General features: G+C 66.3%; 24 protein-coding genes and 1 pseudogene. 13 read left to right on the forward strand and 12 right to left on the reverse strand.

The window, feature by feature from the left end; genetic code table 11:
- Window positions 1–88 precede the first annotated feature (88 nt).
- A pseudogene (locus tag M4578_RS23485) lies at window positions 89–1150 on the reverse strand (2,4-dienoyl-CoA reductase FMN-binding domain-containing protein); the annotation flags it as partial.
- Between the two features lie 578 nt (window positions 1151–1728).
- Here M4578_RS23485 and M4578_RS23490 point away from each other — a divergent pair.
- Window positions 1729–2400, forward strand: a complete 672-nt coding sequence (locus M4578_RS23490) for a Crp/Fnr family transcriptional regulator (protein ID WP_258095579.1) — start codon at window positions 1729–1731, stop codon at window positions 2398–2400.
- Window positions 2401–2404: 4 nt separating this feature from the next.
- Here M4578_RS23490 and msrA read toward each other — a convergent pair whose 3' ends face one another.
- The 6 genes from msrA to M4578_RS23520 all read right to left on the reverse strand — a co-directional run bounded on the left by msrA (window position 2405) and on the right by M4578_RS23520 (window position 6479).
- A complete protein-coding gene (msrA, locus tag M4578_RS23495) occupies window positions 2405–2911 on the reverse strand; it encodes a peptide-methionine (S)-S-oxide reductase MsrA (RefSeq protein WP_258095580.1) in 507 nt (168 codons plus the stop codon).
- Complete coding sequence (gene msrB, locus M4578_RS23500) at window positions 2908–3357, reverse strand: peptide-methionine (R)-S-oxide reductase MsrB (RefSeq protein ID WP_258095581.1); 450 nt, start codon at window positions 3355–3357, stop codon at window positions 2908–2910. The genes msrA and msrB overlap by 4 nt, the downstream gene beginning before the upstream one ends.
- A 228-nt stretch (window positions 3358–3585) precedes the next feature.
- The gene (queG, locus tag M4578_RS23505; RefSeq protein ID WP_258095582.1) at window positions 3586–4662 is read right to left on the reverse strand and encodes a tRNA epoxyqueuosine(34) reductase QueG; all 1077 of its coding nucleotides are present in this window, start codon (window positions 4660–4662) and stop codon (window positions 3586–3588) included.
- Between the two features lie 72 nt (window positions 4663–4734).
- Window positions 4735–5400 (reverse strand): FtsZ-binding protein FzlA, encoded by a 666-nt coding sequence (gene fzlA, locus M4578_RS23510; protein WP_258095583.1) that lies wholly within the window; start codon window positions 5398–5400, stop codon window positions 4735–4737.
- 115 nt (window positions 5401–5515) lie between these two features.
- Complete coding sequence (locus tag M4578_RS23515) at window positions 5516–6220, reverse strand: winged helix-turn-helix domain-containing protein (RefSeq protein WP_258095584.1); 705 nt, start codon at window positions 6218–6220, stop codon at window positions 5516–5518.
- Complete coding sequence (locus M4578_RS23520) at window positions 6192–6479, reverse strand: hypothetical protein (protein WP_258095585.1); 288 nt, start codon at window positions 6477–6479, stop codon at window positions 6192–6194. Before M4578_RS23520 ends, M4578_RS23515 begins: the two co-directional genes overlap by 29 nt.
- A gap of 180 nt (window positions 6480–6659) precedes the next feature.
- Between M4578_RS23520 and M4578_RS23525 the strand changes: the two genes are divergently transcribed.
- On the forward strand, window positions 6660–7211 hold the full coding sequence (locus M4578_RS23525; RefSeq protein WP_258095586.1) for a hypothetical protein: 552 nt from the start codon (window positions 6660–6662) through the stop codon (window positions 7209–7211).
- Window positions 7212–7403: 192 nt separating this feature from the next.
- Here M4578_RS23525 and M4578_RS23530 read toward each other — a convergent pair whose 3' ends face one another.
- The 4 genes from M4578_RS23530 to puuE all read right to left on the reverse strand — a co-directional run bounded on the left by M4578_RS23530 (window position 7404) and on the right by puuE (window position 11674).
- The gene (locus M4578_RS23530) at window positions 7404–8855 is read right to left on the reverse strand and encodes a uracil-xanthine permease family protein (RefSeq protein WP_258095587.1); all 1452 of its coding nucleotides are present in this window, start codon (window positions 8853–8855) and stop codon (window positions 7404–7406) included.
- A gap of 67 nt (window positions 8856–8922) precedes the next feature.
- Window positions 8923–9423 (reverse strand): ureidoglycolate lyase, encoded by a 501-nt coding sequence (locus M4578_RS23535; protein WP_258095588.1) that lies wholly within the window; start codon window positions 9421–9423, stop codon window positions 8923–8925.
- Window positions 9423–10256 (reverse strand): bifunctional allantoicase/(S)-ureidoglycine aminohydrolase, encoded by an 834-nt coding sequence (locus tag M4578_RS23540; RefSeq protein ID WP_258095589.1) that lies wholly within the window; start codon window positions 10254–10256, stop codon window positions 9423–9425. Before M4578_RS23540 ends, M4578_RS23535 begins: the two co-directional genes overlap by 1 nt.
- Window positions 10253–11674 carry an allantoinase PuuE gene (gene puuE, locus M4578_RS23545; RefSeq protein ID WP_258095590.1) on the reverse strand — a complete coding sequence of 474 codons (1422 nt, stop codon included), beginning with the start codon at window positions 11672–11674 and terminating at the stop codon, window positions 10253–10255. The genes M4578_RS23540 and puuE overlap by 4 nt, the downstream gene beginning before the upstream one ends.
- Window positions 11675–11807: 133 nt before the next feature.
- On the opposite strand from puuE, the gene uraH reads away from it, so the two are divergent.
- The 4 genes from uraH (at window position 11808) to M4578_RS23565 (ending at window position 14968) form a co-directional block, all read left to right on the forward strand.
- On the forward strand, window positions 11808–12167 hold the full coding sequence (gene uraH, locus M4578_RS23550) for a hydroxyisourate hydrolase (protein ID WP_258095591.1): 360 nt from the start codon (window positions 11808–11810) through the stop codon (window positions 12165–12167).
- 200 nt (window positions 12168–12367) lie between these two features.
- Window positions 12368–12841 (forward strand): SsrA-binding protein SmpB, encoded by a 474-nt coding sequence (smpB, locus tag M4578_RS23555; protein ID WP_258095648.1) that lies wholly within the window; start codon window positions 12368–12370, stop codon window positions 12839–12841.
- An 85-nt stretch (window positions 12842–12926) separates the two neighbouring features.
- Window positions 12927–13784, forward strand: coding sequence for a 3-mercaptopyruvate sulfurtransferase (gene sseA / locus M4578_RS23560; protein ID WP_258095592.1), 858 nt, complete (start codon window positions 12927–12929; stop codon window positions 13782–13784).
- The gene (locus M4578_RS23565) at window positions 13784–14968 is read left to right on the forward strand and encodes an amino acid aminotransferase (RefSeq protein ID WP_258095593.1); all 1185 of its coding nucleotides are present in this window, start codon (window positions 13784–13786) and stop codon (window positions 14966–14968) included. The genes sseA and M4578_RS23565 overlap by 1 nt, the downstream gene beginning before the upstream one ends.
- Before the next feature lie 100 nt (window positions 14969–15068).
- Here the strand turns inward: M4578_RS23565 and M4578_RS23570 are convergent, their stop codons facing one another.
- Entirely contained in the window at window positions 15069–15413 is a 345-nt protein-coding gene (locus tag M4578_RS23570) for an antibiotic biosynthesis monooxygenase family protein (RefSeq protein ID WP_258095594.1), read from the reverse strand.
- Window positions 15414–15593: 180 nt separating this feature from the next.
- Here M4578_RS23570 and M4578_RS23575 point away from each other — a divergent pair, with 180 nt between their 5' ends.
- The 7 genes from M4578_RS23575 (at window position 15594) to M4578_RS23605 (ending at window position 23470) form a co-directional block, all read left to right on the forward strand.
- Entirely contained in the window at window positions 15594–16271 is a 678-nt protein-coding gene (locus M4578_RS23575; protein ID WP_258095595.1) for a glycosyltransferase family protein, read from the forward strand.
- A gap of 65 nt (window positions 16272–16336) precedes the next feature.
- Entirely contained in the window at window positions 16337–17332 is a 996-nt protein-coding gene (gene deoC, locus M4578_RS23580; RefSeq protein WP_258095596.1) for a deoxyribose-phosphate aldolase, read from the forward strand.
- Between the two features lie 190 nt (window positions 17333–17522).
- Entirely contained in the window at window positions 17523–18554 is a 1032-nt protein-coding gene (locus tag M4578_RS23585; protein WP_258095597.1) for a BMP family protein, read from the forward strand.
- The gene (locus tag M4578_RS23590) at window positions 18554–20095 is read left to right on the forward strand and encodes an ABC transporter ATP-binding protein (protein ID WP_258095598.1); all 1542 of its coding nucleotides are present in this window, start codon (window positions 18554–18556) and stop codon (window positions 20093–20095) included. The genes M4578_RS23585 and M4578_RS23590 overlap by 1 nt, the downstream gene beginning before the upstream one ends.
- Before the next feature lie 95 nt (window positions 20096–20190).
- A complete protein-coding gene (locus tag M4578_RS23595) occupies window positions 20191–21237 on the forward strand; it encodes an ABC transporter permease (RefSeq protein WP_258095599.1) in 1047 nt (348 codons plus the stop codon).
- The gene (locus M4578_RS23600; RefSeq protein WP_258095600.1) at window positions 21234–22181 is read left to right on the forward strand and encodes an ABC transporter permease; all 948 of its coding nucleotides are present in this window, start codon (window positions 21234–21236) and stop codon (window positions 22179–22181) included. The genes M4578_RS23595 and M4578_RS23600 overlap by 4 nt, the downstream gene beginning before the upstream one ends.
- Window positions 22181–23470 carry an amidohydrolase family protein gene (locus M4578_RS23605; protein WP_258095601.1) on the forward strand — a complete coding sequence of 430 codons (1290 nt, stop codon included), beginning with the start codon at window positions 22181–22183 and terminating at the stop codon, window positions 23468–23470. The genes M4578_RS23600 and M4578_RS23605 overlap by 1 nt, the downstream gene beginning before the upstream one ends.
- Window positions 23471–23606: the final 136 nt, after the last annotated feature.

Here is a 23606-nt window from a genome sequence, read left to right on the forward strand (position 1 = left end):
ACCATCATGAGGCGCTCAATGCGACCTCGGAGAGAACCATGCCCCCGGACGGACACAACCCCACGCTTGACGAGGCCGCAATCAGAGAACAGCTCGAGATCCGGCCGCTGAACGTGTGGTCGAGGCAGGCCTGGTTGCAGGCGATGCAGGGCGCGATCAGATCGGGCCGGCCGCGCGCGGCCTTGGCCACGAATTCCGGATCCGCCAGGAAGGGCCGCGCGAGGCTCACCATATCGGCGCAGCCGTCGGCCAGCACCTGTTCGGCCAGCGCGGGCGTGTTGATCCGGTTCGAGGTGATCAGCGGGATGCCCACCTTGCCCATCAGTTTGCGCGTCACCCAGGCAAAGGCCGCGCGCGGCACCGAGGTGGCGATGGTCGGCACCCGGGCCTCGTGCCAGCCGATGCCGGTGTTGAACAGCGTGGCCCCCGCCGCCTCGATTGCCCGCGCCAGCTGCAACACCTCGTCGAAGCTGGAACCGTCTGGCACGAGGTCGATCAGCGACAGGCGGAAAATCACGATAAAATCGTCACCGACCGCGGCGCGCACGCGCTTCATCACCTCGACAGGCAGGCGCATCCGGTTCTCATAACTGCCGCCCCAGCGATCCTCGCGCCGGTTGGTGTGGGTGACGAGGAACTGGTTCAGGAAATACCCCTCGGAGCCCATCACCTCGACCCCGTCATAGCCCGCCTCGCGGGCGCGGGCCGCCGCCGTCGCGATGTCGGAGATCTGTTTCTCGATCCCCGTCTCATCGAGCGCGATGGGGCGGAACGGCGAAATCGGCGATTTGATCGCCGAGGGCGCGACGCAATCGGCCCCATAGGCATAGCGCCCGGCATGCAGGATCTGCATCGCGATCCTGCCGCCCGCGTCGTGAACCCGGTCGGTGACGATCCGATGATGCACGATGTCTTCGGGGGTGAAGAGCCCCGACGCCTCGGGAAACACTCCGCCTTCGGGGTTGGGCGCCATCCCGCCCGTGACGATCAGCCCCGCGCCGCCCCGTGCACGCGCCTCGTAAAAGGCTGCCACCCGGTTCCAATCGCCACGCTCTTCCAGATTGGTGTGCATCGAGCCCATCAGGACACGGTTCCGCAGCGTGACGAATCCCAGATCGAGCGGGCGCAGAAGATTCGGATAATGTGACATGAGGGTCCCCCTGAATCGGCACCGTTTCATCCGCCCGGCCCGCTGTCATCCGCAACGCTGCGTCAGACCGCCGCAGTCAGCGCGCAAAAACTGTGACCCGCTCGACACAACCCATCCGAGAGCCGTCCTTCGATCGGCAACTTTCCGCTAGAAGAGTCGCCAAGGTGACACTTTTTACAGGCCGGGTCGGTAGGTTGCCTTCAGGTCACCGAACCGGGGCTGCCTCCCAAGGGCACGTACTCGCTTTCCGGAACGGGACTTGCGCAACGCGTAGTTGTTTATCTGGTGGATTGCCCGGGGCTTTGACCATGTCTTGGTCAACGGGCACTCGTGTGCGTATGCGCGTGCGCGGGTTTTTGTTGTGTTCGGGGCATTTCACCCCTTCTGTATGGGTAGTATGGTGCGCACGACGGGCAGCGGTTTTCGCTGCCCGTCGGGAGCGCCCGAGCCCGTGAGGATGGTGAAATGTCAGGATTATTTATCCTTGAGGCTGCGCCCCAGCGCGTGACCAGCCGACAGACGATCTGCGCCAGCTATCCCCTTCCCTTCCGTCCCGTGCCGGTCCCGCGAGGCCCGGCATGAAAAACAGCGCCGCCTATCCGCATCTGATGCAGGCCGGCTTGCTGCACGGCCTGCCGGACGAGCAGAAGAGGGCGTTTCTGGATTCCTGCATCCAAAAATACTGCAACGAGCGCATCACGCTTCTAACGCAAAGCGAACCGACCCAAGGCTGCTACCTGATCGCCCGCGGCCGGGTTGAAATCAGCTATCTCGATGAAGACGGCAATGTCAGCATCCTGCATGTGGCCGGCACCGGCGAAGTCATCGGCGAGGTGGAGGCGATCTCGGAAACGCCCTGCGCCGCGAGCTGCTTCTCTCTCCCCGACACGACCGTGCTCTACTGCCCTGCCGCCGTGCTGCTCGATTACGCCAAGAACCCGGCGGTCATCCGCAATTTCGCGGCCATCCTGCACGACCGGCTGATGCGCGACAATCACCGGCGCGCGGTCGAGCAGTTCCACACCGTGGACAAGCGGCTGTTCTCCTATCTGTGCCAGTTCAGCACACCGGACGATCCCGAGATCCGGTTCAGCCAGGCCCATCTCGCCACGCTCATGGGCTGCTCGCGGCAGAAGGTGAACCGCATGCTCAAGGTGCTGCGAGACGACGGGATGATCGACCTCAGGCGCGGCCGGATCGTGATCCTCGACCGCGCCAAGGTGGAAGGCAAAGCCGCGCTGCGCGACTGAGCCGCTATTCCGCGGCGTCGCGCCGCGGCAGCACCCAGCCCGGGCGCGGGAAATGGCAGGTATAGCCGTTGGGATGCCGCTCGAGGTAATCCTGATGTTCGGGTTCGGCCTCCCAGAAATCGCCCACCGGGTCGACCTCGGTCACCACCTTGCCGGGCCAGAGCCCGCTGGCATCCACATCGGCAATGGTGTCCAGCGCGACCTGTTTCTGCGCCTCGCCCACATAGTAGATAGCCGAGCGATAGCTCATCCCCAGATCGTTGCCCTGCCGGTTGGGCGTGGTCGGGTCGTGGATCTGGAAGAAGAACTCCAGCAGTTGCCGGTAGCTGATCTTTGCGGGATCGAAGACGATCTCGATCCCCTCCGCGTGGGTGCCGTGATTGCGATAGGTCGCATGCGCCACATCGCCACCGGTGTACCCCACCCGCGTCGCCTCCACCCCCGGCAGCTTGCGGATCAGATCCTGCATGCCCCAGAAACAGCCTCCGGCCAGGACAGCGCGTTCGCTCATGCCACATCCTCCACTTGATCCAGATAGGCGCCGTAGCCCTCCGCCTCCATATCGTCGCGATGGACGAAACGCAGCGACGCCGAGTTGATGCAATAACGCAGACCGCCCCGGTCCATCGGCCCGTCCGGGAACACATGCCCCAGATGCGAATCGCCATGGGTCGAGCGCACCTCGGTGCGGACCATGCCATAGGTGGTGTCGCGCAGCTCCTGGATATGGGCGGGCTCCAGCGGCTTCACAAAGCTCGGCCAGCCGCAGCCGCTCTCGTATTTGTCCGAAGAGGCGAAAAGCGGCTCGCCCGAGACCACATCCACATAGATCCCCGGCTCCTTGTTGCCCAGATAGGCGCCCGAGCCGGGGCGCTCGGTGCCGTTTTCCTGCGTGACACGATACTGCTCGGGATCGAGCGCCGCGATCACGTCCGGGTTGCGTTCATATCTCGCCATGTCTCTCTCCTGTCGCGTCCTGCTCATTAGATGGGGCCCGGCGCAAAAAAGCAAAGCCCTCTGACATGCGCCTCACAAGCGCTTGTGCGCTCTTGCGGCGCTCTTGGTCCACCCCCACCTCTTGGGCAGAAGAGGTCCCTCTTCGATGGCACGACCAAGACCCTCGTGGGGCGCTCCGCCACCTCCGGCGGGCGCCCCGTTCCTCCCAGGCGCAAATCCTCCGCACCCTCAGGGCAGCCGCGCGACCGCCCAGCGCGCCGCATCGCGCACCGCGCTGTCGGGATCGTCGCAAAGCGCCTGCACCGCCGGCCGCAGCGCCGGATCCCCGGAATTGCCGATCGCATAACAAACGTTCCGGACAAACCGGTCGCGACCGATCCGCTTGATGGGCGAGCCCGAGAACAGCGCCCGGAACGCCGCATCGTCGAGCGCAGCAAGCGACGCCAGAGACGGCGCCAGAAGCTCGGGGCGGGCATGGTACTTCACCTCCCGCGCCGCCTGCGCGAACTTGTTCCACGGACAGGCCGCCAGACAATCGTCGCACCCGTAGATCCGGTTGCCCAGCAGCGGCCGCAAGGCCTCGTCCACCGGCCCCTTATGCTCGATGGTCAGATAGGAAATGCAGCGCCGCGCATCGAGCCGGTAAGGCGCGGGAAAGGCATCGGTCGGACAGGCGTCGAGACAGGCCCGGCACGAACCGCAATGGTCCCGCTCCGCCCCGTCGGGCGCCAGCTCCAGCGTGGTAAAGATCGCCCCCAGAAAGAACCACGAGCCCAGTTCGCGGCTCACCAGATTGGTATGCTTGCCCTGCCAGCCCAGCCCCGCCGCCTGCCCCAACGGTTTTTCCATCACCGGGCCCGTGTCGACGAAAACCTTGATTTCCGGCGGCTCCGCCATCGAGAGCGGCCCCCGGTCGAGGCCCTTCCCCGCACCCCGCTCCGCCTCCGCCAGCAGCCAGCGCCCCAGCCGCTTGAGCTTTTTCTTCACCACATCGTGGTAGTCGCGGTTCTGCGCATAGACCGAAATCGCCGCCCGGTCGCGCTGCTCGAGCACCGCCATCGGATCATGCGCCGGCCCGTAATTTTCCGCCAGCATGATCACCGACCGCGCTTCGGGCCAGAGCGCCGCCGGATCGCCGCGCCAGCCGGTCCGCTCGGCCATCCAGCTCATCTGCCCGTGATGGCCCGCCTCCAGGAACGCCGCGAGCCGTTCTGCCGCATGCGGCACGTCGCCCGGACGGCAGACCCGGCAGGCCGCAAACCCGACCTCCGCCGCCTGTGCCGCCAGCCGGGTCTTCAAGGACACGCCCCTGCCCCTTCTTCTCTTTGCAAAATACGCAAAATCCCGCCCTCGGGGCCCGCGCCTCGGTCCGCCGCTTCAGAAATCCAGATCGGCATAATGCGGCGGCGGCGGAAAGCCCGGCACCTGATCGGCCAGGATGCTGCGGAAGGCCGGACGCGACTTGATCTTCGCATACCAGTCCTTGACCACATCCGAACGGTTCCAGTCCACATCCGAGATATAATCGAGCGCCGAGAGATGCGCCGCGGCGGCGAAATCCGCCAGCGTCATCACGTCGCCCGCGAGCCAGCGGCGGTGGTCCAGCAGCCAGGCCATGTAATCGAGGTGATATTTGATCGCCTTGGCCCCGGCCTTCACATTGCCGCTGTCCGGAAAGCCCATCTTCATGATCTTCTTGTTCACCCGCTCGTAAAGCAGCTTCGAAGTGACCTCGTGGTGGAACTTGTCGTCGAACCAGCTCACCAGCCGCCGCACCTCATAGCGCGCATCGGCCGAGCGCGGCATCAGCGGCGGCTCGGGGTATTTCTCCTCGATCCATTCACAGATCGCGCTGCTTTCGGCCATGGTCTTGCCGTCGATCTTCAGCACCGGCACCTTGGCCGCCGGGTTGCGGCGCAGGAAATCTGCATCCTTCTCCCAGTAGCGCTCCTCGGCCAGCTCGCACTCGATCTTCTTCTCGGCGAGGCTGAGCCGCACCTTGCGGCAAAAGGGCGAGAGCGGCACGTGATAGAGCTTGGCCATGACGGTAATGCTATCCGGAAACAGAGAGAAATCCGAGAGACTCTTTGCATCCAATCGGTACCGGATTCAACTGCGCTTGGCCCGGCGCGCAGCACATCGCCGATATGCGGGGCGTCTAAAGCACCTCGATCACATCCTTGTCGATGGCCAGCATATAGCCGCGCCGGGCGATATTCTTGACCAGAAGCTCGCTCACCATCTGGTTGCCGAGCCCGTCGCGCAGCCGCTTGATCCGGGTGGCGCCCGCCGCCTCCTCGCAATCCGAGGCGTCGCGCCCCGAGATCACCGCCTCGATCTCGGCGCCCGAAAGCATCTCGTCGTCCATGCGCGCCTCGGCCAGCACCGCCAGCGTCTCGATCATCGCCTCGGTGAGCTTGAACCCCATGGTATTGAGGTAAACCGTGTTCTCCTCGCGCGAGATGATCAGCGAACTCACCTGAATGCCCGACCGCTCGATCTGCGCCATGCGGCGGTTCATCACCACCAGCATCACCAGAAACACCAGCGCCGCAACCAGCAGCGCCGTGGCAAAGACCAGCAGCACGAAGATCACCATCCGATAGCTCGCCAGCGTGTCGGAAAAGGCGGTGCCCGACTGCGCGAGGATCTCCAGCAGCTTGACCTCGGCCTGACCGGTCAGGTCGTCGTTCTCGATGAACAGCCGCTCCACCCGCGCGTTGAAGGCGTTTCCGTCGGGCAGCGCCAGCATGAGCACGGCGCCCGCCGCCACCAGCAGCGCAACGATGGCACCGATGCCGACCGCCACCAGCCGTGTGCCGGCGCGACGGGCGTCAGTAGCGGAGGTAATACTCACCTGCATTCGCCTTCTTCTTGTCTCCGGGCGCTTTCTCGGACAGCCCCACCACATTGAGCAGGGTCCAGCCACCGCTGGCAAGCCGTCCGCGCAGCGCATCGGCGGCGTCCCCCTTCGACGGGCAGCCCCCCGCCGACAGCAGGGCGATGCCGTAGTGAAGGCGCAGCGGACTGTCCTGCTTGGCCTTGTATTCCACATAGCATTCGGCCTGCGCCGCGGCGGGCAGGGCGAGGGCGATCAAGAGCGGGGCGAGGATGCGTTTCATGGCCGCAAACCTGCGCGGTGCGGGGCGGCAATTCAATAGCAGAGCCCCGAAAGCCGGGCGGTTATCCGATAACAGGCGGGCGATATTGCCCGATTTCAGGGGCCGGGGCGAGGGTCGGATCAGGGCGCCGGCCAGAACGGCGGCGCCGGCACTCCAGACAGAGACAAGAAAGGACCGCTCATGTCACGCAAGTTCATCGCCGCCGTTCTGGCCGCCTCGTTCACCGTCACGACCTTTGCCGCCGCTCCGGCGCGCGCCGACAATCAGGATGTCGCGCGGGTGATCGGCACCGCCGCCACGCTGTTCATCATCGGCAGCGCCATCGCCAACGCGCAGACCGACGACAACCGCCTGCGCGTGCAGGTGCACGACCCGCGCAACAACAAGCGCTACGATCAGCGCCAGGATCTGCCGCGGGTCATCGGGCGCGTCCACCAGCCGCCCAAGGCCCGGGTCCGGCATCAGCCGGTCCTGCCGCGAAGCTGCCTGCTCGAAGTGAAGGGCGGCGGGGCGCGCTATGTCATGGGCAAGAGCTGTCTGAAACAGAACGGCTGGGGAACCGATTCGCTTCCGCGCCGCTGCCGGATCGAAGTCCGCAACCACGGCAAGACCCAGACCGCCTATACCGCAGGCTGCCTGCGCGAGTCGGGGTTCCGGCTCGATGGCACCGGCAGCCGCTTTCAGCAGCGCGACGACCGTGGCGGCTGGAGCAGCCGCACGCCCCGCTACTGACACTCCACAGGCCGAAAGGGTGGCGGTCTGTCCCGTCCGCCCCCTTTCGCGGCGCGCGCGGGACCCCGAGGCAGACCCCGTGCGCGCCAGTTTTCCCCGCCCCCCCGAGCGGCAGCCAGCGCCGCGCTCTCCCCGAAACAGGAAAGAGCGGGCCCAAGGGCCCGCTCTTTCGCATTTCTGTCTGGGTCTGGCTTATTCGCCCGGTGTGCCCTGCCCCGAGAGCCCGCCCGAGATTTCCTCGGTCGAATCGTCCGACAGCGGCACCGGCAGCACCAGGTTCAGGATGATGGCGATCAGCGCGGCGGGCAGGATGCCCGAGGCGCCGAGGATACGCAGCGTGTCCGGCAGATGCTGGAGCGCGTTGGGCGCACCCGGCGCCACGTTCAGCACCTCGAGCTGGAGGCCAAGGCCCACCGACAGAGCCACGGCAAAGATCACCATGTTGCGCTTGTCCCATTTCACGTCCGACAGCATCGACATGCCCGAGGCCACGACCATGCCGAACATCACGATCACGCCACCGCCCAGCACCTCGATGGGCACGGTGCGGATCACGCCGCCGACCTTGGGCACCAGCCCGCAGACGATCAGGAAGATCGCGCCGATGGTCACCACATGGCGGCTCATGACGCCGGTCATGGCAATGAGGCCGACATTCTGGCTGAACGAGGTGTTGGGGAAGGCGCCGAAAAGGCCCGCCACGGCAGAGCCGATCCCGTCCGCATAGGTCGCGCCGGCGATTTCCTTGTCGGTCGCCTCGCGACCCGCGCCGCCCTTGGTGATGCCCGACACGTCGCCCACGGTTTCCACCGCCGAGACGAAGGCCATCAGGCAGAAGCCGACGACCGCCGCGATGGACACCTCGAACCCGTATTTGAAAGGCACCGGCAGGGCGAAGGCGGCAGAGCGCTGCCAGCTCCCCACGATGGCATCGACCGACAGCAGGCCGATGGCCAGCGAATAGATATAGCCCACTATGATGCCCACCAGCACCGCCGAGATCGACAGCAGCCCGCGGGTGAAGAACTTGATGCCCAGCGTGACGAAGACCACCACCAGCGCGGTCGACCAGCTCGCCCAGCCGCCGTAGGACGGGTTGCCGCTTGCCTTGGCGGGCACGCCGCCGGCGGCGTATTCGATGCCCACCTTGACCAGCGCCAGACCGATCATCGTCACCACGAGGCCGGTCACCAGCGGCGGCAGCGCAAAGCGGATCTTGCCGATGATGGTGCCCAGCGAGGCGTGGAAGATGCCGCCGATCAGCACGCCGGTGAAGAGCGCCGCCAGCGCATCGACACCCTTGCCCGCCACCAGCGGGATCATGATCGGCAGGAAGGCAAAGGAGGTGCCCTGCACGATGGGCAGCCGCGCGCCCACCGGACCCAAGCCGATGGTCTGGATCAGCGTGGCAAGGCCCGCGAACAGCATCGACATCTGAATGAGATAGAGCAGCTCGGGGAAATCCGGGCTGTTCGAGCCAAAGCCGAAACCCGCCGCGCCCGCCACGATGATCGCGGGCGTCACGTTCGAGACGAACATCGCCAGAACGTGCTGGATGCCCAGCGGAATCGCCTTGGCGATGGGCGGCGTGTAATTGGGGTCGGCCAGTTGCTCGGGCGTGCCAAGCGCGGCTTTGTCGGTCATGGTTGTGTCTCCCTGTCCATGGAGTGTTCCGCCGCCTCTTGCCGGGCCTTTGCGGGAGGGGGTGACCCTATTCCGGGCCGGTTATGAGCAAGGGCTCCTCCAGCCAGTGCTCTTCGAGATTCGCCGTGCCGCCGATCCGGTCGACCACGGCGAAAAGTCCGGGAGCATGAAGCGGCGTCAGAACCCCGTGCCACGTTCCCCTGTGGAAATTGATAGCCTGCCCCGGTGCTGCCACGAAAGCGTGAAGCGCTCCGGGAGGGGCATCAAGGGCCTCTCCGGGTTCGGCAGTGATTACCAACCATGCATTTTGATGCATGGGAACGAAGGCCTGGCTGCCTTCGGGGTGCCGTTCGACCATCTCGAGCCGATAAGGCAGCGTCCGGGGCTCGGCATTGAAGAGGCTGATCCCGGCGCGCCCGCCCGGCCCGAAATCGAGCCGGGCGCGGTCGTGATACCGGCCGCAAAGCCCCTGATTGATGATCTTGTCCGGGCTGCCTGCGATCTCCAGCACCTCGCCGAAGGGGGCAAAACGCTCCGCTGTCAGCGGGACCGCCGCGATTTGCCTCATCACAGCGCCAGCTTCGGATGCCGGTTCACATCCTTATAGAGCAGATAGCGGAACGTCTCGTCGCCGGTCGCGACGCAGGCCTGCGGGCAGAAGGCGCGCAGCCACATGAAATCGCCGGGGCCGACCTCGACCCAGTCCTTGTTCAGCAGGTAGCGTGCGGTGCCCGACAGCACGTAAAGCCCGTGTTCCATCACATGGGTTTCCGCAAAGGGAATGCGGCCCGCGCTTTCGATGCTGACGATGTTCACATGCATGTCGTGGCGCAGGTCGAACGGATCGGTGAAGCGCTGCGTCGACCAGACGCCGTCGCAATCGGGCATCGGGGTGCGGTTCACCTCGGATTCGTGTTTCACGAATGCCTCGGGCGGCAGCATGCCCGGTACCGGCGTCCAGCGCTTGCGGATCCAGTGGAACCCCGAGGGCACGTCGCCGGTGTTCCAGATCGACCAGACCGCCGAGGGCGGGATATAGGCGTAGCTGCCCGCCCGCAGATCGTACCAGTCGCGCCCGAGCGTCAGGCGCATCTCGCCGTGGGTGACAAAGATTACGCCTTGCGCGTCGTGATCGGGCTCGGGCTCATTGGTGCCGCCGCCGGACGAAAGCTCGACGGCATATTGCGCGAACGTCTCGGCGAAGCCGGTCATCGGGCGGGCGAGAATCCAGACCCGGTGCCCGGTCCAGCCGGGCAGGAAGCTGGTGACGATGTCGCGCATGACATTCGCCGGAATGACGGCATAGGCCTCGGTGAAGATCGCGGTGCCTTCCGGGTCGCACTCCTGCCCCGGCAGCCCGCCGGGCGGAAAGGCATAGGTCGCGATGGGATCGTGTTTCAAAGCAAGCTCTCCAGCCGCAATCGCGCGATCCGTTCGACCTGCCGGCAGGCTTCTCTGAACTCGGTTTCGGAATCGTTCCCGAGGCGGCGTTCGAAGGCCGCGAGGATGCCAGGCTTGTCGTGATCGCGCACGGCAATGATGAAGGGAAATCCGTGCTTGTCCATATACGCGTTGTTGAGCTCCGTAAAGCGGCTGCGTTCGGCATCGGTCAGCGCGTCGAGCCCGGCGCTGGCCTGTTCAGACGTGCTGTCCTCGGTCAGCTGCTTCGCCGCCGCGAGCTTGCCCGCGAGATCCGGGTGGGCTTTGAGCACGCCCATGCGTTCGTCATGCGAGGCGCTGCGCAGCACCCGCGCCAGCGCATTGGCAAGCCCCGCCGGGCGGTCATGCGCGGGACCGAGTTCCAGACCCCAGGCCCGGTCGGCCACCCAGGGCGAATGCTCGACGATCTCGCCGAAGGCCGCGACAAAGCTTTCCCGGTCCATCTGCGAGGGGCGAGGCCCCGGCGCGGCGGCCGGGGCGGGATGCACGGCCGCCCAATGGTCTGCGATCTCGATCCGGCGCGGCGTCCAGACCCCCTCGAACCCGGCGATATAGTCGAGAAAGCGCTTCAGCCCGGCGATCTTGCCGGGCCGCCCGATCAGCCGGTTGTGCAGCCCCACGGACATCATCGCCGCCTTGCCCTCTGCCCCTTCGGCATAGAGCGTATCGAAACTGTCCTTCAGATAGGTGAAGAACTGCTCGCCCTCGATCCAGCCGGGGCTGACCGAGAAGCGCATGTCGTTGGCCTCCAGCGTATAGGGGATGATGAGCTGCTGGTGCCCGTCCAGCTCCAGCCAATAGGGCAGATCGTCGTCATAGGTGTCGGAGACATAGGCGAATTGCCCGGTCTCGGCGGCCAGCCGCACGGTGTTGTCCGAGCAGCGCCCGGTGTACCAGCCACGCGGCGTCTCGCCCACCACTTCCGTGTGCAGGCGGATCGCCTCGGCGATGGCGGCGCGCTCCTCCGCCTCGGGCATGTCCTTGTGCTCGACCCATTTGAGCCCGTGGCTGGCGATCTCCCAGCCCGCGTCCTTCATCGCCTCGACCTGCTCGGGATTGCGCGCGAGCGCGGTGGCGACGCCGTAGATCGTCAGCGGCACATCGCGCCCGGTGAAGAGCCGGTGCAGCCGCCAGAACCCGGCGCGGGCGCCGTATTCATAAATCGATTCCATGTTCCAGTGCCGCTGGCCGGGCCATTGCGCGGCGCCGGGAATATCCGACAGGAACGCCTCGGAGGCGGCATCGCCATGCAGAATGTTGTTCTCGCCGCCCTCTTCGTAGTTCAGCACGAACTGCACCGCGATCCTGGCGCCGCCGGGCCATTGCGCATCCGGGCGGTCCGCCCCGTATCCGATCATGTTGCGGGGATAACGCTGCATGGGGCCGCTCCTGCCTTGGGTCGTTGTCATCTTCGGATAATCGCGCTCTAGTCGGGACGGAACCGCAAAGGGGCCTGTCCGGGGCGCGGATATGCCTCTTGTATGAGCATTGCCGAAAAAAGGAGCAAGGGAAATGGCCGACGGGTATCTGACCACCCATGTGCTCGACACCGCGCGGGGCCTGCCCGCCGAGGGCGTGAAAATCGCGCTCTACAAGGTGTCGGGCAATTCGCACCGCAAGATCGCCGAGACGGTGACCAACGACGACGGCCGCACCGACAACCCGATCCTGCCCGCCGACAAATTCGAACCCGGCACCTACGAGCTGGTGTTCTTCGCCGGCGATTACCTGCGCGCCACCGGCCAAAGCGGCGCGGAGCCGCTGTTTCTCGACCAGATCCCGCTGCGCTTCGGCATGTCCGACCCGGATGCGCATTACCACGTGCCGCTGCTGCTCTCGCCCTACAGCTACGCCACCTATCGCGGTAGCTGATCCGCGCCAGCCCGGCGCCGGATTTGTGGCAAAGGCAGGATGCCTCCGGCGGGAGTATTGTCCGGAAAGATGAAAGGGCGGGGGCTGTCTTTCATCTTTCCGCGAAATACTCCGGGGGAAAGCGCGCCCCGGCGCGCGAGGGGGCAGCGCCCCCCATGCGCCATATGGACAGGCGGCGCCACAGCCACTACATGCACGCAATGGCCAAACCGAAGACAGATCCGAATTACAAGGTGATCGCCGAGAACCGGCGCGCGCGCTTCGATTACGCGATCGAGGACGATCTCGAATGCGGAATCGTGCTGACCGGGTCCGAGGTGAAATCGCTGCGCGAGACCTCCGCCAATATCGCCGAATGTTATGCGACGGTGGAGAACGGCGAGCTCTGGCTGGTCAACAGCTATATCGCCCCCTACGAGCGCGCCATGTTCGGCCATGAGGAGCGCCGCCGCCGCAAGCTGCTGGTCTCGCGCAAGGAGCTGGCCCGGCTCTGGAACGACACCCAGCGCAAGGGCATGACCATCGTGCCGCTGGTGCTCTACTTCAATCACAAGGGCGTCGCGAAGCTCAAGGTCGGCATCGCCAAGGGCAAGAAGACCGTCGACAAGCGCGAAACCGAGGCGAAGCGCGACTGGAACCGCCAGAAGCAGCGGCTTCTGAAGGAACGCAGCTGACGCGCGGCGCGGCGCCACACGCCCTTGTCACGCAAGGCCATGACGACTAGAGACGGGCGGACACTGACTGCCCGGGAAATGCCTCATGTCCCACGACGATCCCAAGACGCTGGTCTCGACCGAATGGCTGGCAAAGCATCTCAAGGATCCCGATCTGCGGATTCTCGACGCCAGCCTGTTCCTGCCCGGCTCCGACCGCAACGCAAAGGCGGAATACGAGGCGGCACATATTCCCGGCGCGCGGTTCTTCGACATCGACGATGTCAGCGACCACCGCTCCGATCTGCCGCATATGGTGCCGCCGGTGGAAAAGTTCATGTCGCGGATGCGGGCGCTTGGCGTCGGCGACGGCCATCAGGTCGTGGTCTATGACAGCCAGGGCATCTATTCCGCCGCGCGCGTCTGGTGGCTGTTCAACCTGATGGGGCAAAGCGACATCGCCGTGCTCGATGGCGGCTTCCCGAAATGGCAGGCCGAGGGCCGCGAGACCGAGGACCTGCCGCCGCTGATCCGCGACCGCCACATGACCGTGCGCCGCCAGAACCAGATGGTGAAGGACGTGACCCAGGTCTCCGCCGCCGCCAAGCTGCGCGACACCGTGATCATCGACGCCCGCGCCGCCCAGCGCTTTCGCGGCGAGGTGGCCGAGCCGCGCCCCGGGTTGCGGTCGGGCCATATTCCCGGCGCGAAAAACGTGCCCTTCACCACCCTGCTGAACGCCGACGGCACCATGAAGGCGCCCGACGCGCTGCGCGCCGTCTTCGAGGCGGCAGGCGTGGATCTGAAGAAGCCCGCGATCACCTCCTGCGGGTCGGGGGTCACGGCGGCCGTGCTGAATCTGGCGCTGACCCGCATGGGCAAGCATGACCATTCCCTGTATGACGGGTCGTGGAGCGAGTGGGGTCAGTTCCCCACCCTGCCCGTCGCCACCGGAGAGGACTGATGTTCGAGAATCTCAAAGAGCAACCCGCCGACAAGATCCTGGCCCTGATGCAGCTTTACCGCGAGGATCCCCGCGCGCAGAAGATCGACCTGGGCGTCGGCGTCTACAAGGACGCCAGCGGCAACACCCCGATCATGCGCGCGGTGAAGGCTGCGGAAAAGCAGCTCTGGGAGGCCGAGACCACCAAATCCTATACCGGGCTGGCGGGCGATCCCGGCTTTGCCGACGCGATGGTCGCGCTGGTGCTGGGCACGGCCGTGCCGCGCGGCAACGTGGCCGCCGCCGCAACCCCGGGCGGCACCGGCGCGGTGCGCCAGGCCTTCGACCTGATCCGCATGGCAAGCCCCTCGGGCAAGGTCTATGTCTCGGATCCGACCTGGCCCAACCACCTGTCGATCCTCAAGCATATGGAGATGCAGACCGTTCCCTACCGCTATTTCGACAGCGAGACGCGGGCGGTGGATTTCGACGGGATGATGGCCGATCTGGCGCAGGTCGGCAAAGGCGACGTGGTGCTGCTGCATGGCTGCTGCCACAACCCGACAGGCGCCAACCTGAATTTGACGCAATGGCAGGCGGTGGTCGATCTGCTGCTGAAAACCGGCGCCACGCCGATGATCGACATCGCCTATCAGGGCTTTGGCGACGGGCTGGAAGAGGATGCCGCCGGCGTCCGTCTCGTGGCCGCTTCGGTGCCGGAATGCCTGATCGCGGCCAGTTGCTCGAAGAATTTCGGCATCTACCGCGAACGCACCGGCCTCTTGATGGCGGTCAGCAACGACGCGGGCGCGCAAAAGCTCAACCAGGGCACGCTGAACTATCTCAACCGGCAGAACTATTCCTTCCCGCCCGATCACGGCGCGCGGCTGGTGACCATGGTGCTGACCGACCCGGCGCTGCGCGCCGACTGGGCGGCGGAGCTGGAAGAGGTGCGCAACTCGATGCTGGGCCTGCGCGAACAGCTCGCCTCCGAGCTGCAACGGCTCTCGGGCTCGGACCGCTTCGGCTTCATCGCGCAGCACCGCGGCATGTTCTCGCGGCTGGGCGCCTCGCCCGAGCAGGTCGAGACGCTGCGCCGCGATTTCGGCATCTACATGGTCGGCGATTCGCGGCTCAACATCGCCGGGCTCAACAAGACCTCTGTCCCGATCCTCGCCGACGCGATCGTGAAATCGGGGATCTGATCCCCGTCGCCGGTATCCCAACGCGCGGATACCGGCGATGCGCCCCTGTCTTCTTCTCTTTCCAAATACGCTCTTCCCGTCGCGCAGCGACGGCCCGGCCTCAGCCATGTTCCGCAAGGCTATCCCCCGGCACCTCGTCGCGATCGGACATGCCGTAATCGCGCAGCACGTGGCAGACCTTGAGCCGGTAATCGGCAAAGATCCCCTCCCGCCCGGCCTTTTGCGCCCCGCGATGGGCGGCAAGCCGGCGCCAGCGCGCCACCGCCGCTTCGTCCTCGAAGAAACTGATCGAGAGTAGCTTGCCCGGCGTGGTCAGGCTTTCGAACCGTTCGACCGAGAGAAACCCCTCGACCTCCTCGACCATCGGACGCATCGCGGCGGCGATGTCGAGATAAGCCTCGCGGCGTCCCTCGGCGGGGATGACTTCGAAGATGATGGCGATCATGGGCGAGACTCTTTCCTTGCGGGGCGATGTTGCCCCGTGGCAGGCGGCATTCCAAGCCGACAGAGGTCCGGCCCGGCACCCGGGGCGGAATCTGCGTATTTGCGAAGAGAAGAAGCCCTGTAGCGATTTACAGGCGGTGGGGCCGCGCGTATGCCGGGGGCCGCAACGGAGGGTGACGAGATGGCGGAGACATCGCGCGGCGTGATCTACACGGCCTGGGGACGCGACCACGTGGAGGTGGCGCGGCGCTCCGCGGCGAGCGTCAAGAAATGGAACCCCGAGATGGGGACCGCGATCTGGTGCAAGGCCGGCGACGACACCTCGGGCTTCGATCAGGCCTTCCATATCCCGGAGGGTATCAAACGCCCCAAGATCGAGCTGCTGGGCGCCAGCCCCTTTGACGAGACGCTCTATCTCGACAATGACACGATGATCCGCGCCGATCTCAGGCCGATGTTCGATCTGCTGCGGAAATACGAGCTCTGCGGTGCGCAGGTCATTCTCTGGCATCGCAAGCGCCATCAGAAACCCATCGCGCTCGACCTGCCCGAGAGCTTTCCCGAGATCAACTGCGGCGTGCTGCTCTATCGCAAGACCCCGGCGGTGCTGACCTTCTTCGACGAATGGGTGCGCAGCTATCTGGCCTCGGGCATGAAGATCGACCAGCCCGCCTTTCGCGAGACGCTGTGGCAGTCGGATGTAAAATTCTACGTGCTGCCGCCGCAGTTCAACAAGCGCGTCTTCGAGGCCTCCGAGCTGATCTGGTCGGACGCGCCGCGCGCCCGCATCCTGCATCTGGAACTGCTGCGCCCGCAGAAGAACCCGATCCTGCGCTGGATCTCGAACCGCATCCGCTGATGCCGCCACGGCCTCTCTTGCCTGCGGGCGGGCGCCGTGCCACCGTCTGCCCCGGAGGATCTGACATGGCCGAGACATCCCAGGCGCACACCGCCGTGACGCATCTGCCGCAGGCGCTGGAGCCGCGCAATCCCGGCATGGCGCTCGACATGGATTGGGTGCTGCGCGCCCGTGCCAACCGCTCGGCGATCGAGCGCCGCGCCGCGACGCTGCCGGGACGGCGCAGCGTGAAGAAGGATTTCCAGGCTGCCTGGCTGGCGCGCGCGATCTCCTGCATCGACCTGACGACGCTCTCGGGCGACGACACCGCCGGCCGCGTGGCGCGGCTTTGCGCCAAGGCAAAACAGCCGGTGCGCGCCGATCTTCTGGACGCGCTGGGGCTGCAAGGGCTGACGGTGGGCGCCGTCTGCGTCTATCACGACATGATCGCGCCCGCCGTCGCCGCCCTGCACGGTTCGGGGATTCCGGTGGCCGCCGTCTCGACCGGCTTTCCGGCCGGGCTGTCGCCCTTTGCCCTGCGCGTGGCCGAGATCGGCGAAAGCGTGGCGGCGGGCGCGGGCGAGATCGACATCGTGATCTCGCGGCGGCGGGTGCTGACCGGCGACTGGCAGGGGCTTTACGACGAGATGCGCCAGTTTCGCGCTGCCTGCGGCGAGGCCCATGTGAAGGCGATCCTGGCCACCGGCGAGCTCGGCACGCTTCAGAACGTCGCCCGCGCCTCGCTGGTCTGCATGATGGCGGGCGCCGATTTCATCAAGACCTCGACCGGCAAGGAAAGCGTCAACGCCACGCTGCCGGTGTCGCTGGTGATGATGCGGGCAATCCGGGATTATTTCGAGGCGACGGGATACCGCGTCGGCTACAAGCCGGCGGGCGGCATCTCGAAGGCCAAGGACGCGCTGACCTATCTCGCGCTGGTCAAGGAAGAGCTGGGCGACCGCTGGCTGCGCCCCGACCTCTTCCGCTTCGGCGCCTCCAGTCTGCTCGGCGACATCGAGCGGCAGCTCGAACATCATGTGACCGGGGCCTACTCGGCCTCCTGGCGGCACGCGCTTGGCTGAGGCCGGGATTTTTCGAGTATTTGGAGAAAGATGAAAGGGCCGGCGCCCGGTTTTTGGGCGCAGAACCATGCACTGCCCGTGCGCCGGGCGGAAAGCGCGGTGGAGGCGGTTTCTTTCTTTGCGCCCCTGCGCCAGATCCCTTACCGTTTGGTCAAAAATTGACCAACCACCGACAGGGGATCCCGTTCACATGACCGACAGACGATCGCTTCTTGCCCACCTGACCCGCCGGAGAATGCTCATGAGCTCCGCCGGTTTCGCCGCCGCTGCCGGCACCGGCTTCCTTCCCGGACGCCTCTTCGCGCAGGAGCCCATCTCGGTCGCGGGGATCTACACCGTGCCCGTCGAGCAGCAATGGGTGAGCCGGATCCATATCGCCGCCGAAGCCGCCAAGGCGGCGGGGCAGATCACCTATACGTTCAGCGAGAACACGTCGAACACCGACTATCCCCGCGTGATGCGGGAATATGCCGAGAGCGGCGTGAAGCTGATCGTCGGCGAGATCTTCGGCGTCGAGCAGGAGGCGCGCGAGGTCGTGCTGGATTATCCCGACACCGCCTTCCTGCTGGGCTCCTCCTTCATGCCGGACCCGGCCTATCCCAACCTCGCGGTCTTCGACAATTACATCCAGGACGCCTCGTACCTCTCGGGCATCATCGCCGGCGCAATGACCGAGACCGGCAATATCGGCATGGTGGGCGGCTTCCCGATCCCCGAGGTGAACCGGCTGATGCATGCCTTCATGGCCGGTGTGAAAGAGGTGAAGCCCGACGCGGAGTTCCAGGTGAGCTTTATCGGCTCGTGGTTCGATCCGCCCAAGGCCAAGGAAACCGCCTTTGCGATGATCGAGAACGGCGCCGATCTGCTTTATGCGGAACGCTTCGGGGTCTCGGACGCGGCGATGGAGAAGGGCATCCTCGCCATCGGCAACGTGATCGACACGCAAGGAGATTACCCCGAGACCGTGGTCGCCTCGGCGCTCTGGCATTTCGAGCCGACATTGCAGGCGGCGCTGGCCAAGATCGCGGCGGGCAGCTTTGCCGCCGAGAATTACGGGCTCTACAGCTTCATGAAGGAAGGCGGCTGTTCGCTGGCGCCGCTCGGCACCTTCGAGGGCAAGGTGCCGCAATCGGCGCTGGATCTGGTGGCCGAGAAGGAGGCCGCGATCAAATCCGGCGCCTTCACCGTCGAGATCGACGACGGCGAGCCCAGCTCCTCCTGATGGGCCCGAAAGACCCGGCGCGGGACGAGACCGTCCTGCGCCTTTCCGGCATCACCAAGCGCTTCGGCGCGCTTGTCGCCAATGATGAGATCAGCTTTGCGCTGGCGAAGGGCGAGGTCGTGGCGCTTTTGGGCGAGAACGGCGCCGGGAAGACCACGCTGATGAACATCCTCTTCGGCCATTACACCGCCGATGAAGGCACGGTGGAGGTGTTCGGCGCGCCGCTGCCGCCGGGCCAGCCCGGCGCGGCGCTGGCGGCGGGCGTGGGCATGGTGCATCAGCATTTCACCCTGGCCGACAACATGACCGTGCTGGAAAACATCCAGCTCGGCACCGAGCCGCTCTGGAGGCTCGGCCTGGGCCGGAGCGCGGCGCGGCGGCGGGTGGCGCGGCTGGCGCAGGATTTCGGGCTTGCGGTCGACCCGGACGCGCGGGTCGGCACGCTTTCGGTGGGCGAGCGGCAGCGGGTGGAGATCCTCAAGGCGCTCTATCGCGAGGCGCGGATTCTCATTCTCGACGAGCCGACGGCGGTGCTGACCCCGCAGGAGGCGGAGGCGCTTTTCGAGACGCTGCGGAAGATGGTGGCGCAGGGGCTGTCGGTGATCTTCATCTCGCACAAGCTGCATGAGGTCATGGCGATCTCGTCGCGCGTGCTGGTTCTGCGGCACGGGCGGCTGGTGGGCGAGGTGGCGACGCGCGACACCGACCGGCACGCGCTTGCAACGCTGATGGTGGGCGCCGAGATCGCCGCGCCAGAGCCGACCCAGGCGCGGCCCGGCGCAGTGCTGATGACGCTCGACCGGGTCGAGACGCCGCCCCGGGGCAACCGGCCCGGGCTGAGAGGCGTCGATCTGGCGCTGAGAGCAGGGCAGATCCTGGGGCTGGCCGGCGTGTCGGGCAATGGGCAGGGCGCGCTGGCCGATCTGATCTCGGGGCTTGAGGGCCCGATTGCCGGACGGCTGCGGGTGGGCGAGGCAGAGGTCACCCGCTGGAGCCCGCGCGCGGCGCTGGCCGCAGGAGTGGGCCGCATCCCGGAGGACCGGCACAAGACCGGCACCATCGCCGATTTCACCCTGACCGAAAACGCGGTGCTGGAGAGCTACGCCCGGCCCCCAACCGCAAATCACGGCTGGATGAACTGGCGCGCGGCACGCGAGGCGGCGCAGGAGATCATCGCGAAATACGACGTGCGCTGCCCGGGGCCGGAAACCCGCATCCGGCTGCTGTCGGGCGGCAATATGCAAAAGCTGATCCTCGGCCGTGTGCTCGAGGCCGCGCCACGGATCATTCTCGCCAACCAGCCGGTGCGGGGGCTCGACATCGGCGCGGTCACCTATGTGCAGGAACAATTGATCGCCGCGCGCAACGCGGGCGCGGCGGTGCTGCTGATCTCCGAGGATCTCGACGAGATCCTGACGCTCTCGGATGTGATCCGCGTCATCTCGGACGGGCGGCTGTCGCCGGAATTCGCGCGCGGCGAAAAAACCGCCGCCGAGCTGGGCCAGTGGATGGCCGGACAGGGGTTCGACCATGCCGCCTGACGCCCTGTCTTCTTCTCTTTCCAAATACGCACCGCTGCCCTCTGCGTCCGCTTGCGACGGTCGGGCAGAGGCGACATCGATACGGGCCCCCGGCCATGCGGCTTGAACCGATCGCCGCCCCCTCCCATGCGCGCACGCTGGGCCTGCCGGCGCTCGCCATCGCCGCGACGGTTCTGGTCGCGGCCCTGCTCGCGGCACTGGCCGGAGCCAATCCGCTGCAGACCTTCGGCCTCATCGTCAAAGGTGCTGTGGGCTCGAAATTCGCCACGCTGGAAACGCTGAACCGCGCCACGCCACTGATCTTCACCGGGCTCGCCGTCGCGGTCGCCTTCCGCGCCAAGCTCTGGAACATCGGCGCCGAGGCGCAGCTTTATGCGGGTGCGCTGGTCACCGTGCTGATCGGCACGCAGATGGGTCTGCCGGGGCCCCTGGCGCTCCCGATCATGGCGCTGGCGGCGGTGCTCGCGGGGGCGTTGACGCTCCTTGGCCCGGTGCTGCTCAAGACGCGGCTGGGGGTGGACGAGGTGGTGACCACCTTGCTGCTGAATTTCATCATGGCGCTGTTCATCTCCTACCTGCTCGAAGGCCCGCTGAAAGACCCGATGGGCATGGGTTGGCCGAAATCCCCCGCCCTGCCCCGCGACGCGCGGCTGCCGCGCATTGTCGAGGGGCTGCGGCTGCATTGGGGCTTTGCCCTGGCGCTGATCTGCGCGGCAGGCGTCTGGCTGATCCAGACCCGCACCACGCTCGGCTACGAGATCCGCGCCGTGGGGCAAAATCCGCAGGCGGCGCGTTTCGCAGGCATCCCCGTGGGACGGGTTCTGGTGAAGACCGCGCTCATTTCGGGCGGGCTGGCGGCACTGGCGGGGTTCTCGGAAGTGGCGGGGCTCAAGGGCAACCTGACCTCCGATCTGTCGCCCGGCTTCGGCTACACGGGCATCATCGTTGCCATGCTGGCGCTGCTGCATCCGCTGGGCGTGGTGGTCTCGGCGCTCTTCGTGGCGGGGATCTTTGTCGGCGCCGACAGCATGTCGCGCGCCGCCGAGGTGCCGACCTATATCGCCGACATCCTGCTTGCCGCAGCCCTGCTCTTCATGGTGCTGGCGATCCTGCTCACGCGGTTCCGAGTGGTGCGGGGATGAGCGAGCTGGTCGATATTCTGATCTCGGCCAGTTTCTGGGCCGCCGTGCTGCGCATCGCCGCGCCGCTGATCTTCGCCACCATGGGCGAGCTGATCTGCGAGCGTGCGGGCGTGCTGAACCTCGGGATCGAGGGGATCATGGTCTTTGGCGCCTTCGCGGGCTGGGTCACGGTCTATGCAGGGGGCGGGCTCTGGGCCGGGGTCGCCGTGGCAATGCTGGCGGGCATGGGCTTCGGCGCGGTGCATGCGCTGCTGACCGTGCCCTTCGGCCTCTCGCAGCATGTGGTGGGGCTGGGGATCACCATGCTTGCCACCGCCTCGGCCTATTACGCCTATCGTCTGGCGCTGCCCGAGGTCACCAACCCGCCGCGGATCGAGCCCTTTCAGCCGCTGCACATCCCCGGCCTTTCCGACCTGCCCTGGCTGGGCGAGGCGCTGTTTTCCCAGACCGCGCTGAGCTGGGCGGGCTTTGCCTGCGTCGCGCTCACCGCGCTGGTGCTTTACCGCACGCCGCTGGGCCTCGCCTTGCGCGCCGCCGGAGAGAACCCGCAGGCGGTCGAGGCGCAGGGGCTCTCGGTCGCGGCGCTGCGCATGGGGGCGGTGATCGTGGGCTCGGGGCTGATGGCGGTGGGCGGGGCATTCCTCACCATGTCGGCCTTTTCGAGCTTCTTCTTCGAGATGGTGAACGGGCGCGGCTGGATCTGCATTGCGCTGGTGGTCTTCGGCGCCTGGAAGCCGGGCAAGGCGCTGCTGGGCGCGCTGCTCTTCGCCGGGTTCGATGCGCTTCAGGTGCGGCTGCAACAGACCGGGCTGGGGCAGATCGTGCCCTATCAGGTCTTTCTGATGATCCCCTATCTTCTCTCCATCCTGGCGCTTATCCTGATGTCGCGCCGGGCCCAGGTGCCCGCCGCGCTCATGACCCCCTTCAACCGCGGAGAGCGCTGATGGCCAGCTTCGACATCCTCGTCACGGGCGGTACCCAGCCCGACGGCACCGTCAAGGACATCGGTATCGCGGGCGACAGGATCGCCGCCATGGGCGATCTGACCGGCGCCGAGGCGGGCACGGTGATCGACGCCACGGGCGATCTGGTCTCGCCGCCCTTCGTCGATCCGCATTTCCACATGGACGCGACGCTGAGCTACGGCACACCGCGCATCAATGCCTCCGGCACGCTGCTGGAAGGCATCGCACTCTGGGGCGAGCTGAAGCAGATCGCCACGGTCGAGGAGATGGTGGAGCGCGCGCTCGCCTATTGCGACTGGGCGGTGAGCATGGGGCTCTTGGCGGTGCGCTCGCATGTCGACACCTGCGACGACGACCTGAAGGGTGTCGAGGCGCTGCTGCATGTGCGCGAGGTGGTGAAACCCTATCTCGACCTGCAACTTGTGGCTTTCCCGCAGGACGGGTTCTACCGCGACCCGACGGCCAGGGCGAACACGCTGCGGGCGCTGGATATGGGCGTCGATGTGGTGGGCGGCATCCCGCATTTCGAGCGCACCATGAGCGACGGCGCCGCCTCGGTCCGCGAACTTTGCGAGATCGCCGCCGAGCGGGGATTGCTGGTCGATCTGCATTGCGACGAGACCGACGACCCGCTGTCGCGCCATATCGAGACGCTGGCCTACGAGACGCAGCGGCTGGGGCTTCAGGGCCGGGTGGCGGGCTCGCATCTGACCTCGATGCATTCGATGGACAATTACTACGTCTCCAAGCTGCTGCCGCTGATGGCCGAGGCGCAGGTGGCGGCGATCCCCAATCCGCTGATCAACATCACGCTTCAGGGGCGCCACGACACCTATCCCAAGCGGCGCGGGCTGACGCGGGTGAAGGAGATGCAGAGCTACGGCATTTCGGTCGGCTGGGGACAGGATTGCGTGCGCGATCCGTGGTATTCGCTGGGCACGGCGGACATGCTGGATGTGGCCTTCATGGGTCTGCATGTGGCGCAGATGACCGCGCCCGAGGAGATGCAGCGCTGCTTCCAGATGGTGACCGAGGAGAACGCGAAGATCATGCACCTTGACGACTACGGTCTGGCACCGGGCAAGCAGGCTTCGCTGGTGGTGCTGGATGCGGGCTCGGCCATCGAGGCGCTGCGGCTGCGGCCCGACCGGCTTTGCGTGATCTCCAAGGGGCAGGTCGTGTCGCAGCAGGCGCGGAACGATGCGCGGCTGACATTGCCCGGACGCCCGGACAGCGTGCGGCGGCGCCACAAGATCGCCGAAGGCTAAACCGCCGCCGCCCCAGTGACGGGCAAGAGGCCGCCATGGCGCGGCCCCTTTGCCTTTCATCTTTCTCCAAATACTCGCTTCTGGCCGATCGCAACAGGCGGGACAGCCGGCTCAGACGACACGGCCACCCCACCTT

The organism is Salipiger pentaromativorans (assembly GCF_024721115.1).
GTDB classification, from domain to species: domain Bacteria; phylum Pseudomonadota; class Alphaproteobacteria; order Rhodobacterales; family Rhodobacteraceae; genus Salipiger; species Salipiger pentaromativorans.